Source organism: Pseudomonas sp. Pseusp9, assembly GCF_059491265.1.
This window is the reverse complement of sequence record NZ_CP168500.1, coordinates 2,011,784-2,028,796: the sequence shown is the minus strand read 5'-3', so window position 1 is coordinate 2,028,796 and position 17,013 is coordinate 2,011,784. Positions and strand designations below refer to the sequence as shown.

The following is a 17,013-nucleotide window of genomic DNA, read 5'->3' as shown; positions in this document are numbered from 1 at the left end:
CGGGCCGTTTCTCAAATCAGATCAACGCTGAGAGAGAGGTTGTTCGTTGGAAACCAGGGCCGCCTGTCCTGCCATCGGCTTGACCCACGTCAGGTAGGCCAGCACCAGCAACACGATCCACACCACGCCGACGATCAACGCAGCCTGTGTATCCGGGAAGTAGCCCAGCACACCGAAGACGAACAGCATGAAGGCAATCGCCGCCATCGGTGCATAGGGCCAGAACGGTACAGGGAATTTCAGTTGTGCAACCTGCTCGGCGCTCATCGAGCGACGCATGGCCACCTGGGTCAACAGAATCATCAGCCAGACCCACACCGTGGCAAAGGTCGCGATGGAGGCGATCAGCAGAAAGACGTTTTCCGGGATCAGGTAGTTCAGCAACACGCCCAGCAGCAGCGCACAGCTCATCACAACCACCGTCAGCCACGGTACGCCATTGCGCGACAAGCGGGCGAAGCCTTTCGGGGCGTGCCCTTGCTGGGCCAGGCCATACATCATGCGGCCCGCACCGAAGATGTCACTGTTGATGGCCGACACTGCCGCCGAGATCACCACGATGTTGAGGATGGTGGCCGCCGAACTGATGCCCAGGTTGTCGAAAATCTGTACGAACGGGCTGCCCTGGCTGCCGATCTGCTGCCATGGAAAGATCGACATCAGCACCAGCATCGTCAGCACGTAGAACAGCAGGATACGCAATGGCACGGCATTGATTGCCCTTGGCAGCACATGTTGCGGATCCTTGGCTTCGCCAGCGGTAACGCCGATGATTTCAATGCCACCAAAGGCAAACATCACCACCGCAAACGAGGCGATCAGACCGCCCACGCCATTGGGCATGAAGCCGCCCTGGGTCCAGAGGTTGCTGATGTCGGTCGCCTGGGTACCCGGTGCACTGCTGATGCCGAACAGCATGATGCCGAAGCCGCCGAGGATCATCGCGACGATGGCTGCGACCTTGAGCAACGACAGCCAGAACTCCATTTCACCGAAGACCTTGACGTTGCACAGGTTCAAGCCGCCGACCACCGAGACGATGCCCAGCACCCAGATCCAGCGCGAGACCTCCGGAAACCAGAACCCCATGTAAATGCCGAACGCCGTCACGTCGGCCATACCGACGATGACCATTTCAAACGCGTAGGTCCAACCGAGGATGAAGCCCGCCATCGGCCCCAGATAGGTGCTGGCGTACTGGCCGAACGAGCCGGCCACCGGGTTGTGCACCGCCATCTCACCAAGGGCGCGCATGACCATGAACACCGCCGCGCCACCGATCAGGTAAGCGAGCAGGACGGCGGGGCCGGCCATTTGAATGGCCGAGGCAGAACCGTAGAACAGCCCGGTGCCGATCGCCGAACCCAGTGCCATGAAGCGAATATGTCGGGCAGAGAGCCCGCGTTTCAAACCTTTTGCTGGCTGTTGCATTGCTCGTCCTTATTTATTCTTGTTCGACGCAAAATCGAATCGCTGTAGGAGCGAGCTCGCTCGCGATGGTCGTCAACGATAACGCGCCCGGCCTGAATGACCGTGTTGCCCAGGCGTTTCTCGCGAGCAAGCTCGCTCCTACAGGAAGAGCCTGTTACAGGCTCGGCAGCAACTTCGCCGAAACCAGCTCATTCAGGCAACGCGACGCCAGCAACTCGGTCGCCGCGTTGATGTCCGGCGCAAAGAAGCGGTCCTTCTCATAGAACGGCACTTCGTTACGCAGGATGGCGCGGGCCTGTTCCAGTTTCGGCGAGGTCTTCAGGCCATTGCGCAGGTCCAGGCCCTGGGCGGCGGCCAGCCATTCCACGGCGAGAATCCCGCGGGTGTTCTCGGCCATTTCCCACAGGCGCTTGCCGGCCGCCGGGGCCATCGAGACGTGGTCTTCCTGGTTGGCCGAGGTCGGCAGGCTGTCCACCGAATGCGGATGGGACAGCGCCTTGTTCTCGCTGGCCAGGGCCGCCGCGGTGACCTGGGCGATCATGAAGCCGGAGTTCACGCCGCCGTTGGCCACCAGGAACGGCGGCAGTTGCGACATGTGCTTGTCCATCATCAGCGAGATGCGGCGTTCGCTCAGCGAACCGATTTCGGCGATGGCCAGGGCCATGTTGTCGGCGGCCATGGCCACCGGCTCGGCGTGGAAGTTGCCGCCGGAGATCACGTCGCCTTCGGCGGCGAACACCAGCGGGTTGTCGGAGACGGCGTTGGCTTCGATGGCCAGCACTTCGGCGGCCTGGCGGAACTGGGTCAGGCAGGCGCCCATGACTTGCGGCTGGCAGCGCAGGGAGTACGGGTCCTGGACCTTTTCGCAATTCTCGTGGGAGTCGGAGACTTCGCTGCGCTCGCCCAGCAGGTCGCGGTAAGCGGCGGCGGCGTCGATCTGGCCTTTCTGGCCACGGGCGGCGTGGATGCGCGCGTCGAACGGCGAACGCGAACCCAGCACCGCTTCAACGGTCAGGCCGCCCAGGGCCAGGGCGCCGGCGAACAGGTCTTCACCTTCGAACAGGCCGCGCAGGGCGAACGCGGTGGACACCTGGGTGCCGTTGAGCAGGGCCAGGCCTTCTTTCGCGGCCAGGGTCAGCGGGGTCAGGCCGGCGACTTTCAGCGCTTCGGTGGCTTCCATCCACTCGCCCTTGTAGCGCGCCTTGCCTTCGCCCAGCAGCACCAGCGACATGTGCGCCAACGGCGCGAGGTCACCGGAGGCACCGACCGAGCCTTTCAATGGAATGTGCGGGTACACCTCGGCGTTGATCAGGGCGATCAGCGCATCGATCACCACGCGGCGGATGCCGGAGAAACCACGGCTCAGGCTGTTGACCTTGAGCACCATGATCAGGCGCACCAGCTCGTCGCTGATCGGCTGGCCGACACCGGCGGCGTGGGACAGCACCAGCGAGCGCTGCAGGTTTTCCAGGTCTTCGCTGGCGATGCGGGTCGAGGCCAGCAGGCCGAAACCGGTGTTGATGCCGTAGGCGGTGCGGTTCTCGGCGAGGATCTGTTCCACGCAGGCCACGCTGGCCTCGATCTGGGCCGCGGCGCTGTGGTCGAGGGTCAGCTTCACCGGCTGCTGATAGACGGCACGCAGTTGGGCGAGGCTCAGTTGGCCGGGGATCAGGTTCAATGTGTGCATTTTCAGGCTCCTATAACCGGGGTAATCATTGGCAGGCTCAAGCCCTGCGCTTTGGCACATTCAATTGCAATGGGGTAACAGTGCGCACCCGCGAATTCGTGGACGATGGTTGAGTCCTCTCGACTCATACACATACGTATTTACTTGTACATACAATCATATGCAATCGAGCGGCCAACTTGTTGAATGAGCATTCAAGAAAAATTCGGAAAGGGCTGCAGAGCGCAAGATTCAAGGGCTCTGGCGTTGGTGAAATTTTTCGAGGGGATTTTTTGAGGACGAGATAATTGTTACCTGAGAGCGATTTTACGCTACACCAGTGGGGGTTGGTAACACCGGGGTCACTTCTTCAGGCTTGCACACCGCTCGACGCAGTTGAGGACAACGGCCCGTCGAATGGCAATGACTCAAACAAAAGGGCCTTGCGGTGCAGGTCCGGGATGAAACCTGCACCAGGAAGATTGCCACCTTTCGGGCTCTGGGCAAGCCCGAGGGATTTACCCGCAGAACCGGCTCAGCATGCGCCTGCCACTGTTCGCTGAGGCGCAACGCAGGCGTCCTGTTGCTTAGCTCGCTGGGTCAGCACCAGCATCGCCAGGAATCCGAGCGCAATCAGTAACGGATAAGCCATCAACAGTTCGCCAAGGGAAAATTTCCAGGCCAAAGGGCGCCCGACACCCAGCATGGCGGCATACATCCAGGACACCGCCGACAACGAGCCACAGGCCAGCGCCAGCATCCGCGCGCTGAAGCCGAGATTGAGCAAGGAGCCTGCCTTTTGCAGTGCCGGCAGTACCCTGCGATGCAACAGGACGCCGTTGTAACTCAGCAACGCGACAATAATCACTTTGGCTTGAAGCTTTGGATTCATGAAGTATTCGACGCCTTTATCCTGGTAATCAATACCGACGACAGCGATCCCCGTTATCCACAAAGCTATTAGTGCAACGACCACAGACTTTTGCAGACTTTCCATGTGAGCATTATCATGCTCAGTGAACACCTTCCGCCTTAAAAGATCTTTAACCATCGCGACATCACTGGTCAACACCAGTCCAATGGCTACACAACATGCCACCAAATGAACGTAAACAACCCCCAGACGCAAAAACTCAAGGAATTCCTTATTTCCCAGCAGACTCATGATTGTATTTATCGCCACGGTAATTTCTCCACCTTATTCGACAGTACAGATCAACTACTTGACAAAATTCCTAAACATCAAGAACCCTGTGCGACCTTACTGCTACAAGATAAGCCAAATCATCGACTCGGCACTGTCAACCTCATTGATTCGCCTGGCAAATCAATGACCGGCTTGTTTATTACCTCCCTGAGTTTCAGATAAACCCCCATTTGCACTCACAGCATTTGAGACGCGACTTCCACTTCTTTTTTGCAATGGTGGGAGCAGGTCATGGCTGACGCGCTGAAGAGTCAGAGGGCTCAGAGGCTCCAATGTTCATTTCTCGAACAGGCCACCGACAAACGGTGCGTAGCGCAAGTGCACCTGAAGCGACAGTAACAAGCCAACTTCCCCGCCATCCCCCACTATAACTGGCCTGCTTGATTGCATGCACTTCGACAACTGCATATTGGATCCACCAGTCGTTATACATCCCACAACTCGCGCAATAGCGAGCGACTCTCATCCAGAACAGACACCAACCGCGATTTCCGCAGTAATCCGGTCACTCTTTCAGCCGGCAACAACGCAGGACTATTTGAATCCATCAGAGTATCAATCAAGTAACAACAGCCAATGGAAGTTTGAGTCACTGACGCAGACGAACTGCATTACAAGGGACCATGTTAGTACCGTGAGCAACTCACACTTGCACTTGCTGGTTACGCTGACTGCTCAAAACCCGAAGTAAACAAATGCCGTCGCTACAGCGATACCCCACGCGGCCAACGCCATCACCGTTGAGTTGTATGCAAATCCGGAATCGCTCAATCGCTGCAAGCGGGGCTTCGAAAAACCGGTCTGGTCATAACGGCAATGCAGGATTGCCCGGTAGGTATACAGGATGCCGACCAGCAGAAACAGGGTGATCAGGCCGAGGACAAGTCCATGCCTGATAGCCGGCTTGACCAATGGCGCCAAGTGATCCTGTTTGCAGGCAACGCTATCGACTTGCGCAACGGTAATTCGCTGATAGTCCGTCAATGACCTCTTTTGGCCGACCTGGATTGCAGCTTGTTGCTCCAGATCCAGCGCCTGATACTTCCAGAGCGTTGACGATCCTTTTCGGCAGAAGGTAAATGCAGCAGGACTTGAGACGGCGATAATAAAAGCATCGTCGATGTCCAGCTTTTTCAGCGTTTCCGTGGCTGACCGGGTGAAGCCCAGGTCGAAGACCGAAGTAACCCCGGTAGCAGAAGCCGCGACCGCAACCAACAGGCTGCTCAAGAGGCAGATGGCTGAAATGTTCAAGGCCGGGGTTCCTTTTTCCATTGGTTTTTTGATTTCGCAGTTCGGTTCCAACCTGCTTTGATGAGCGCCAGTACGCTGCTGACACCCCGATACCTGACGGGCAATCGAGTGGAAGGAGAAAGGGAGGGCATCCTTTGCCCTCCCCTCCCTCTACTGTCCCGCCCTCCTGCGACGGTGCTGACCAGGACCTCAAGTGGCCAGAATGAAGTCCGTCTGATCAATGGCCGCACTGCTGACACCAACAAGACGGATGGTGTCCGCCCCGAACCCGACCACCGTGTCTGCCCCGTCAGCCGTTATGCTCACGCTGGCAGCGAATGTCGCGCTGGTGATCCCCAGCCCCGAGACATTGAGCAAGTCCTGTTCTGCGGCCAGATTGGCGCCGAAGTTCAGGATCGCATCGTTGCCGAAACCCGCGGCAGCAAACACGAAAGTATCGTTGCCGGCGACGCCGCCACTCATCAGGTCGTTACCGCCACCGCCGATGAGAACGTCGTTACCCGCACCACCCACGATCACGTTGGCCAGCGCGTTGCCGGTGCCCACGAAGTTGCCGCTGCCGCCGAAAAGCAGATTTTCGACGTTGGCACCCAGGGTGTAGCTCGAGAGCGAGGTCCACACCGTGTCGTTGCCGGCACCGGCGAGTTCGTTCACCACGTCCCCAAGGTCGGTGACTTCATAGTTATCGTTGCCAGCGCCACCGTCCATCACGTCGGCACCTGCGCCGCCGATGAGGACGTCATTACCCGTCCCCCCCACAAGCGTGTTGGCCAACGCGTTTCCGATGCCCACAAGGTTGCCGCTGCCGCCGAAATACAGATTCTCGACGTTGGCACCCAGGGTATAGCTCGCGAGCGAGGTCCAGACCGTATCGATGCCTGCACCGGCGAGCTCGATCACCGTGTCCCCAAGGTCGGTGGCTTCGTAGAGATCGCTTCCATCACCGCCGGCCATCGTGTCGGCACCTGCACCACCGATGAGGACGTCGTTACCCGCACCGCCCGCGATCACGTTGGCCAACGCGTTGCCGGTGCCCGCGAAGTTGCCGCTGCCGCCGAAAAACAGATTGTCGACGTTGGCACCCAGGGTGTAGCTCACGAGCGAGGTCCACACCGTATCGATGCCGGCATTGGCGAGCTCGCTCACCACGTCCCCGAGTTCGGTAACTTCATAGTTATCGTTGCCAACGCCACCGGCCATCACGTCGGCACCTGCGCCGCCGATGAGGACGTCGTTGCCCGCACCCCCCACGAGCGTGTTGGCCAACGCGTTGCCGCTGCCCGCGAAGTTGCCGCTGCCGCCGAAAAACAGATTGTCGACGTCGGCCCCCAGGGTGTAGCTCGCAAGCGAGGTCCAGACCGTGTCGTTGCCGGCACCGGCGAGCTCGCTCACCGTGTCCCCGGAGTCGGTGACTTCGTAGATATCGTCGCCAACTCCTCCAGCCATGATATCGGCACCAGCGCCCCCGATGAGAACGTCATCACCCTCGTCACCATTGAGGATGTCGTTGCCGCCCAAGCCGTTCAGGATGTCGTTGCCAGCACCTCCGCTGGCAATGTCGTCGCCTGTCGTACCGCTCCATATGTCGACACCGGCGGTACCGGCAAACAGAGCACCGGCGGCCACCGGGGCCGTAGCGTCGGACGCAATGCTTTCGGCCGCACCGAAGTCATCCACGTAACTGACCACCACGCGCAGCTGGTCGCCGACCTGATCCAGGCCAAGCGTGAACGTGCTGGCGGTGGCTCCGACAATGTCGACGAAGGTGACCCCGTTGGTCTCCTGCCACTGGAAGGTGAACTGCGGATTGCTGAGGCCATCGACGTCGATGATGCTCGACGTATCGGCAGTCAACACCTGGTCCGGAAACGCAACCCCGAGGATGGTCGGCCCTGCAGTCGGTGCGTTGTTCCCCGACGAGTCGACGATCTCCAGCGTACCCCTGGCATCCTGATACACCGCCCGAACGCGGATGTTCAGACCGGCGACATCATCCGCCACCCGATAGGTGGCGCCGGTCGCCCGCGACACCTCGCCGGCGGCGAAAAAGGTGATGTCTTCAAAGACGCCCGAGCCCGCAGCGTTTTCAACCTGCCAGTAGTAAGCCACGGGACCGCTGACCGCGCCGGTCGGATTGGCCGCACTCACGTTGTCCGCGTCGCGGACCGATTGGTCGCTGACACGCAGCAGTTGGCCGGCGACAGACGCGTCGGTACGCGCACCAGTGGCATCATCGAGGATCGCCAGACGCCCCACAGGACCGCTGTTCAAGGCGGTGCCAACACCGGACGCCTTCGCCTGGTCGGCGAACTGCAGACGCTCGATGCCCGTCAGGCGATCTGAACCATCACGCCCCACCACCTGGTCGGTCACAGTGACCGTGTTGCCATCGACTGTAACGATGTAATCCGATGCATTGCCGGAGAACACCGCGGTGTCGAAGTTGTCGGTGCCGGTCTTAATCTCCCGCACGATGACCAGCTGGCCCGGGTTGTAAGTACCGTTGAGCATCGCCTGGACCATTGGCTCCATGCTGTCGAACGTGGCGATTTCCGCGCCGGTGCCATCAGCGTTTGCCCGTACGCTGATGCGTACGTTCAGCCACTTGTCACCATCGATGATGTCGTCACCACCGCGGCCTTCGATGAGGTCGCTGCCGCTGCCACCGAGGATGATGTTGCCGCCGTCGTAGAACGTCGCTCCGGGTGGCAGCAGATCCGCCAGGCCGTCGATCAGGCTGATGTTGGTCAGCACACTGCCAGTTGCACCTGCGGTAGGCAGCGATGTCGCATCTTCGTTATCACCGCGCAGGAAGTCACCGTGGGACGAACCCGACAGGCCTTCCATGATGTCGAAACGCACCAGTGCCGAAGCACCCGAACCCGGCTGCACTGGCACATCGAAGAAGCGGTCGCTGTAATCGATGGTCACGCCCTGAGCGAGGTCCTTGAAGGTCGCCCAGTCATAGCCGGAGCCGCCGATATAGCGGTCACCGAAGCCCAGGCTGCCGACCATGATGTCATCGCCGCCTTCGCCGTTGAACTTATCGTTCTCGTTACCGCCGATGAATACATCGTTGCCGATCACCGGATCGTTGCCGAGCGGATCGAAGTTGTCGCCAGGCGCACCATCCGAAGTGCCCTTCTCGATCCAGTCGTCGCCTTCGTTGCCCATGTCCTGTTCGTTGGCTTTGCTGCCCAGGATGAAGTCGTTGCCCTGGCCACCAATGGCTTCGGAGGCGTCCTCACCGGTCACGATGAAGTCGTTGCCGAACCCGCCAATGATCAGGTTGATGCCGTTGCCTCCGTGCAGCACGTCGTTACCGTCGCCACCCTGGATGTTATCGTCGCCACCGGTGTCGGTGATGATGTCGTCGCCGGCGCCACCGCGCAGCTGGTCATTGCCGTTACCGCCGTCGATGCGATCGTTGCCGGCATCACCCCAGACCGTGTCATCGCCATCACCCGAGAGGAGGATGTCTGCGTCGTCAGTGCCACCCAGCACGATGTGCTCTTCACCTGTGTACTTGATGTAGTTGGTGTCCAACCCCACAGTCAGCGGGTTGTCGCGGTACACCACCTGCGCGCCGTTCGGACCAAGCGGATCAAGGGCGAGCAGGCCTTCGTTGAATTGCTTGCCCGGGTCCACTTCCAGGTAGAACCCCGGATCCGAGAACACCAGGCCCGGCAAGTGCGTGACCGACGTGTTGGCCATGATCAGCTTGGCGAACGAGTTGCTTTCAAGTTCGGCATTCATCGACAGGCCAGAGGTACGCTCCAGGTAGTAGAAGCGGTCGCCGTCCTGCAGTTTTTCCAGCTGGTTCTCGAACACGAAGTTGAAGGTCGAGCCGAGCATGCCGCCGAACGGGGTTTTCTGTTCGGCCAGGCCGCCGATCCACAGGTCGATGGCATCGACGCCCGTGACAGTCACACCCTTGAGGTCGTCGGCAGTATTCAACTGCCCATCCTTGCCGGCCAGCGTTACGTTGGCAAAGGCACCGGTGCTGTTGAGGAAGTCCAGGCGGTCAGCCGGTGCCCCCGTACCACCGAAGACCAGTGCCATGGCTGCAGCGCGTTTGCCTTCCAGCGTGGTCGCCGCCGTGATCGTGTCATGCGTGCCATAGGCCGCGATGAAGTTGATCAACGACTCCGGATGCTTGAGGTGCTGCACCAGGTCGACCCAGCTGTTGTACGGCTTGAGTTGGGCATCACCGGTCTGGCTGTAGATGTCGCGGCGGATCGCATTGAGTGAGGGAATCCCCACGTCGCGACCACGGGCGATGTTGAGCGCCGGCAGGTCGAGCGGCAGTCCGAGCAGGTTGTTGCGCAGCGCCTCGGTAACGAACTCGTCGATTTCGTTACCGGTTTGCCGAGTCACCCCACGCACGATTGCGCTGGTTGCATCCTCTGGTGAAACGCCACTGGCGACGTACGCCAGCGGGTTGAGGAACGCCGCGATCAAGCCCAGTTGCTGATCGGGATTGGCGCTGTTCGGATCGCCTACCACATTGAAGTCGATATCGTAGCGATCGACGGTCTCGGTCAGCATCGAGTGGCCAAACCGGTACACGGTGTGGGCGAACTCGGCGACGATCGAGGCATCGAGGTCGACGTCATAGACCTGGGTCGGCGCGAAGAACAGGTCGACGTTGGGCTGGATGGTCCGCGCAAACTCCTCGAACACCAGGTGCTGATACTGCATTTCGGTGCCGAACTTGGCCGCCTGGAACAAGCGTTCGCCATTCCACAACAGCGCATCGAACTCAGCCTGGGTGGTTGGCAATGCAGCCACCGGAGTGAGCAGCCACTCGTTGAGGAAGGCCACGTCCCCCGAATCGAGCACGGTATCCTTGGTCTGCTGGACCAGGCGGTTGTGCTCGGAGTGGAAGATCGCATGCACCGCGGTCAGGCCGATGTTCTCGTTGACCCGGCCGTCGCCAGCGATGTAGTGGGCGTCCAACAGTTCGTTGTCGTAGAAGCCCGGCGCAGGTGTACCACCGGCGATATCGTCCGCATCGGGCTGGAGCGCTGCGCCGGTCTGGCTGTCCACCGGCACCGCATTGTGGTTGATGTCGACGAGGAACTGGTGACCGGTGCGCACGGCATTGGTCAGTTCAATGGGTGCATCCAGGTTGCCTTCGACCAGTTGAGTGAGGTCATCGGCTGTCCCGGCAATGCCGTCAGCGCCGTTGCCGATGCGCATCACCACCTGGGGCATGCCGCTCGGCCCCTTGATGAAATTGCCATAGGCGTCGGTTGCCAGCAGCGGGGCATTATCGACGTCGGCGTCGGTCAGGTTGATGCCGAGAATGTCACGGGCTTGCGCCTTGACCACCTTCCAGGTGGCCATACCACCGATTTCAATGTCGTCAATGGTGCCAAACTTGCCATCCGCCCCCAGATCACGGTTAGTGATCAACCTGCCGGTCGCCACGGGGCCGCTGTCGGTCAATTGATAAGCGCGCAGGAACACCTGGTGCGACGGGTGCGAGCTATAGGTCTGGTTCTGGTCCACGAACGGCGTGGTGGTGTTGGTTTGCTCATGGATGTCGTCGGCCGTGCCGAGAATGCCATCCGCCCCTGGCAGGTTGGTCGCGCGGGTCAGCACCATGAAGTTGGCACTGCCGCCAGGCACAAACAACGGATCATCCTCTTTCAGCGGGATGAAGATAGTGCCCGAACCGCCTTTGGTGACCAGGTCCAGACCATGATCGAAGAACTGCCCGAAGAAGGTCATCCAGGCGTTGAACGGCGCGGACAACCCCGCATCCGCCGTGGTGTTCTCGAAAAGGTACACGTCGTGATCATCAGGAGTACCGAACTGACCATCCAGGCCGGGGCTGGCGACTATCCGTACGCCATCCTTGAGTACGTCGTCATTAAGCGGACCCACCACGCCGAAGTCGAGGTGACCGTTCGCACCCGGGTCGAAAGCCGTGGCATAGGCCGCCGGGTTGTTCGACGTCTGATCGACGATCAGGTTACTGATGGTGCGCGGCTGCGAGTCAAACACATTGCCGCTGTTCTGCGCATACGACGATCCTGGGATAGCCGGCGAGCCGGGGCCGAAGAAGCCGGCAGGAACACCTTCGGCCGGATTGAAGACCGGATCGGTCAAGCGCGGAAAGACGTTATCGGCGGCACCAAACTCGGTGTGATTGTTGCCGTTGAGGTTCATCAGGTTGTTGTTCGACCCGTCGACCGCACGCAGGCCCAACGGCGCGCGGATGTTCGGGATCAGCGAGAGGATGTCCTGACCGGCCGCATCAGCCTCGGCAATCTTGATCTGGTCAAGGATGAAGTTGAGGTCGGAGCGAACCATGTGAAGGCCCGCGCCGCCCGCGGTGGCATCGACTACAGGTACCGGAGCCGTCGGCGTGACCGGTGCACCGGGGGCTACGGTAGCCGTCGGCGTGGAGAACAGGATCTCCGTGGTGCCGTGACCGTCCTGATAGATCGCCTTGACCCGCAACGACAACCCGGCGAGGTCAGGAGAGACCTTGAACGAGGTACCATCGGCGCTTTGGAACGCCAGGTCACCCGCCGGCAACAGGATGATGTCCTCGAACACGCCGCTGCCTGGAGTGGCCTCGAACTGCCAGATGTAGGACACCGAGGAGTTGGTGATAAACCCCTGCGGATTACCCGCTGCGACACTGTCGGCATCGCGTACCCCGGCCACGCTGACCGTCAGCGTGTCGCCCACCGTGATCGCCCCGCCGTTTCCATCCGTAAGGGTAGGACGGCCAACCGGTTGGGCATTGAGCCCCGTCACCAGCACTTGCTGGGTATCGGCGAACTGCAGGCGTTCGATATGCAGCAGGGTATCGGTGCCGTCGCGACCCGCCACGGTATCTCTCACAGTCCAGACATCGTCCGCCACGCTGGCCGTGCCGCGGTTGTCACGGGTCACCGTATACTCGGACGCAACCCCGGAGTAAATGGCGGTGTCGAAGGCCGCCCCGCCCGTCGAGGTGCCGGGCATGATTTCCCGCACAGCCTTGAGTTGACCGGGGTTATAGGTGCGGTCCAGCATGAACGGAATCATGTCGACCATGCTGTCGAAGCTGGCGATTTCGGGACCGGTATGGTTGACATCACCAGGGGCATAAACGGCAATTCTGACGTTGATCCATTTGTCGCCGTCGATCAGATCATCGCCACCACGGCCTTCGATCAGGTCACTGCCATTGCCGCCGAGGATGATGTTGCCGGTGGCAAAGCCGGTGGTCGGCAATCCGGCATCGGCCAGGAACTGCTCCAGTCCGCGGATCAACGCGACATTGGTCAGCGCACTGCCCGTGGTACCACCATGGTTGATGATAGTGACAGCATCAACATCATCGCCCTTGAGTACGTCGCCGAAATTCGAACCGGACAAGCCCTCGACCTCGGCAAAACGGTCAAGGATCGACGCGGGCGAGGCGCCGACCGGATTGAACACACCGGCATTCTGGTTTGGTGCATTGCCATGGGGTTGCGCCAACGCAGCCAGGCTCAGGTCAACGGTCACGCCAACCTTGTCATTCTTGTAGGTCACCCAGTCGAAGCCGGACATGCCGTCCATCTTGTCCTGGGCATCGCTGCCGACAAAGATGTCGTCGCCACCTTCGCCGATCATTTCGTCGAAGCCACCACCACCGACAAAGATATCGTTGCCGATCACATCGTCATTGAGCAGCGGCGAGAAGTTATCGCCAGGCGCACCGTCCTGGGTGCCCTTCTCGATCCAGTCATCACCTTCGTTGCCGGTAGGTGGCAAGTTGGTCTTGGCACCGAGGATGAAGTCGTCACCCTGGCCGCCGAAGGTGGTGCTGATGTCTTCGGTGGTGATGATGAAGTCCTGGCCATCGCCCCCCAGGATCAGGTTGCCTGCAGCAAGCATGCTGCCGACCACGATCACATCGTTACCGGCATTGCCTTCCAGGCGGTTGTCGCCGAACGAGTCGCTGATGATGTCATCGCCTGCGCCGCCCAGTACCGCATCGTTGCCGGCACCGCCTTCGAGGAAGTCATCACCGGCATCGCCGTAAAGGGTGTCATCGCCGTCACCGGAAATGATGATGTCATTGCCGGCGGTGCCGCCCATGACGACATGATCTTCACCGGTGTACTGCAGGTAATTGGTGTCCGGACCGGCGGTGTTTGGGTTGTCGCGTATCACCAGCGGCACGACTTCCACGCCGTTGATCATGATGCCGCCCGTCGGGTCGGCGCGGCTATCCAGGCCAAGGCCCGTGAACTGATTGGCCTGATTCACTTCGAGGGTGAACGTCGGCGTCAGGAACACGGTGTTCGCCAGGTGGGTGACATCGGTGTTGAGCATGATCAACTTGGCAAAGGAGTTGTTCTCGAGCTCGGTGCCGAAGTTCAGGCCCGCGGTACGCGACAGGTAGTAGAAGCGGTCGCCGTTCTGCAATGCCTCCATCTGGGTTTCAAACACGAAGTTGAACGTCGAGCCGAGCATGCCGCCGAACGGCATCTTCTCTTCGGCGAGGCCACCGACCCAGAAGTCGATGTCGTCGACGCCGGTGATCGTCACGCCCGTCTGGTCATCTGCAGTACCCAGTACCCCGTCCCTGCCGACCGTCGTTACATTGGCATAGGCACCGGTGCTGTTGAGGAAGTCCAGACGGTCAGCCGGCGAACCCGTACCACCCAATACCAGCGCCAGGGCTGCAGCGCGCTTGTCTGCCAGTGTGGTCGCCGACGTGATCGAGGTATGCGTGCCAAAGGCCGCGATGAAGTTGACCAGCGACTCGGGGTGCTTGAGGCTGTCTGCCAGGTCAGCCCAACTGATGTATGGCTTGAGTTGGCTGTCGCCGGTCATTGCGTAGAACTCACGGCGCGCCTCATTCAATGTAGGGATGCCCGTGTCGCGACCACGCGCCAGGTTCAGGCTCGGCAAATCGAGCGGCAGACCGAGCAGGTTGTTACGCAACGCTTCAGTGACGAACTCATCGATCTCGTTGCCGACCTGGCGGGTCACACCGCGAACGATCGCCCCTGCCGCCTGGTCCGCAGTCACCCCGCTGCCGGCGAACGCCAGCGGGTTGAGGAAGGCTGCGATCAGACCCAGTTGCGAGTCCGGATTGGCCGGGTTGGTGAGGAGCGGATTGAACGCGGGATCGAAGCGATCGACGGTCTCGGTCAACATCGAGTGACCGAAGCGGTACACCACGTGGGCGAACTCGGCGAGGATGGCCGGATTGATCGAAGTGTCATACCCATTGGGCGCAAGGAATTCGTCGACCTGCGGCTGAACGGTCCGCGCGAACTCCTCGAACACCAGGTGCTGGTACTGCATCTCGGTGCCGAACTTGGCAGCCTGGAACAGGCGTTCACCGTCCCACACCAGCGCCGCGATCCCGGCCGGGGTAGTCGGTATCGCGGCCACGTCGTCAACCAGCCACTCATTGAGGAAGACCAGGTCACCGGAGGCCAGGATGGTGTCCTTGGATTGCTGGACCAGGCGGTTGTGCTCAGAGTGGAACACATGGTGCACGGTGGTCAGGCCAATGTTCTCGTTTACCCGGCCGTCGCCGGCGATGTAGTGCGCATCCAGCAACTCGTTGTCGTAGGTGCCGGGCAATTGCGGGCCGCCAATGGCGCTGTCCGCGTCGGCCGTCAGGCCGCCGGCCGGATCGGCACTGTGGGCGATGTCGTCAAGGAAGCCATGCCCTGTGCTCACAGCATTGGCCAGACTGATCGGAGCAAGCAGGTTGCCTTCGACCAATTGAGTGACGTCATCAGCCGTCCCGGCGGTGCCATCAGCACCGTTACTGACGCGCATCACCACCTGCGGCATGCCGCTCGGCCCGCGGATGAAGTTGCCGTACGCATCGGTTGCCAGCAACGGCACGCTATGCACGTCGGCGTCAGTCAGGTTGATGCCGAGAATGTCTCGGGCCTGGGCCTTGACCACTGCCCAGGTCGCCATGCCGCCATTTTCGCCGCTGCCATCATCGGCAGTGCCGAACTTGCCATCGGGGCCGAGATCGCGGTTGGTGATCAAGCGTCCCGTTGCAACAGGATCGCCTGCCGCGTTGAGGACGTACTCACGCAGGAACACCTGATGCGACGGATGCGAGCTGTAGGTCTGGCTCTGGTCCACGAACGGCGAGGTGGTGTTGGGCTGGCCATCATCGGTCGTGCCGAGTATTCCGTCCGCACCGGCGGTACGCACCGCACGTGGCAGCACCATGAAGTTGGGGGCGCCCGGTACGAACAACGGATCGTCCGCCTGCAGCGGGATAAACACGAAGTCGGTAGAGCTCTTGGTGACCAGGTCGAGACCGTGGTCGAAGAACTGGCCGAAAAAGGTCATCCACGAGTTGAAGCTGGCAGTCAGGCCGACGTCCGGCGACACGTTGGGCATGAAGAACACTGGCTTGTCATCGGCCGTGCCGAACACGCCATCCAGCCCTGGGCTGGTGACAGTCTGTGAACCCGGATTGGCCGCTGCGGCCGCGACCGCCGCCGGATTGTTGGCGGTCTGGTCGACGATCAGGTTACTGATAATCCGTGGTTGCGGGTCGGTCACCGACCCTGTCCCGGCGTATGCCGGCGATAGAAAGGAAGGATCGAGCAGGCGCGGGAAGGCATTGTCCGCGGCGCCAAACTCGCTCTGGCCCGTGACCAGGTTGTTGAAGCTGCCATCGACGGTACGCAGGCCGAATGGGACCTGAGCGTTGGGAAGCAAATCAATGAGGCTTGCGCCGTCGGCATTCGCTTCTGCGATAAAGATTTGTTTGAGGATGAACTCCAGATCCGACTTGTTGAAATTGGCCATTTTGGATTGCCCTCGAGCTATTTGGGTAAAGGCACGGGACGAGAGAATCCGCCCGCGCCAAGTCAAGTGCTGGCTTGCGCAGTGTGTTAGTCATGTTTTTTGGCGAGGGATCTGGCGTTACCCGGGACCCGGGATACGCGCCTGGAATTCGCGTAGTGAATTGCTCGCCGGTCGATCAGGCAGTACGGATCCGAGCCTTGGGCGGGTCATGGAATCTGGAAGTGAAGGCGAACGTCCTGGACAGCCCCTTCCCTCTGCAAAAGCACGAAAAGATCGACATAAGTCTGCTCCTCCCCGGGAAATCACCGCGCCTTGCATTGCCAAAGCGATGGCAAGCTTCAGGCGGGCGGCCCCCCCGATAACTAAGACTAAAGTTCCATAGCAAATCTTTGTCAATATTACGTCGCTAAAACAGACGACTGGTGCTTAAGCTTTACAACTAGCTGTTTTTAAAAGACATATAGGCTGTTGAGTGCAGGTATAGAGCGAAATGTTATTTCGAACTGCTGCTCCTCCACCTACGCTGCTGCATAAGGGAGCACGCAGCGATTTTGCAAGACTCGCCATCCACAGAGCGGCCAGCCTGCGTGTCCATAAGCTGTTCAAGGAACTGCATTTACCGTTTGCTGCCGCGCCACAAGGGCGACCGGCATTTCGAAGTGGGAGG

Annotated in this window: 5 protein-coding genes; all 5 read right to left on the bottom strand. The window is 60.4% G+C overall.

All coding sequences use genetic code 11. From position 1 onward, the window contains the following. Positions 1–21: 21 nt before the first annotated feature. The gene (locus ACEN8E_RS09155; protein WP_495592323.1) at positions 22–1,431 is read right to left on the bottom strand and encodes an amino acid permease; all 1,410 of its coding nucleotides are present in this window, start codon (positions 1,429–1,431) and stop codon (positions 22–24) included. A gap of 154 nt (positions 1,432–1,585) precedes the next feature. Next, positions 1,586–3,118 (bottom strand): histidine ammonia-lyase, encoded by a 1,533-nt coding sequence (hutH, locus tag ACEN8E_RS09150; protein WP_495592322.1) that lies wholly within the window; start codon positions 3,116–3,118, stop codon positions 1,586–1,588. A gap of 514 nt (positions 3,119–3,632) precedes the next feature. Further along, on the bottom strand, positions 3,633–4,280 hold the full coding sequence (locus ACEN8E_RS09145; RefSeq protein ID WP_495592321.1) for a hypothetical protein: 648 nt from the start codon (positions 4,278–4,280) through the stop codon (positions 3,633–3,635). Between the two features lie 699 nt (positions 4,281–4,979). Next, positions 4,980–5,555: a hypothetical protein gene (locus ACEN8E_RS09140; RefSeq protein ID WP_495592320.1), complete on the bottom strand. Its 576-nt coding sequence runs from the start codon at positions 5,553–5,555 to the stop codon at positions 4,980–4,982. Between the two features lie 189 nt (positions 5,556–5,744). After that, a complete protein-coding gene (locus ACEN8E_RS09135; RefSeq protein ID WP_495592319.1) occupies positions 5,745–16,346 on the bottom strand; it encodes a peroxidase family protein in 10,602 nt (3,533 codons plus the stop codon). Positions 16,347–17,013: the final 667 nt, after the last annotated feature.

Bases quoted from the DNA above. Each gene is read 5' to 3' on its own strand.
- hutH (WP_495592322.1), bottom strand. From the start codon at position 3,118: ATGCACACATTGAACCTGATCCCCGGCCAACTGAGCCTCGCCCAACTG.
- ACEN8E_RS09155 (WP_495592323.1), bottom strand. From the start codon at position 1,431: ATGCAACAGCCAGCAAAAGGTTTGAAACGCGGGCTCTCTGCCCGACAT.
- ACEN8E_RS09135 (WP_495592319.1), bottom strand. From the start codon at position 16,346: ATGGCCAATTTCAACAAGTCGGATCTGGAGTTCATCCTCAAACAAATC.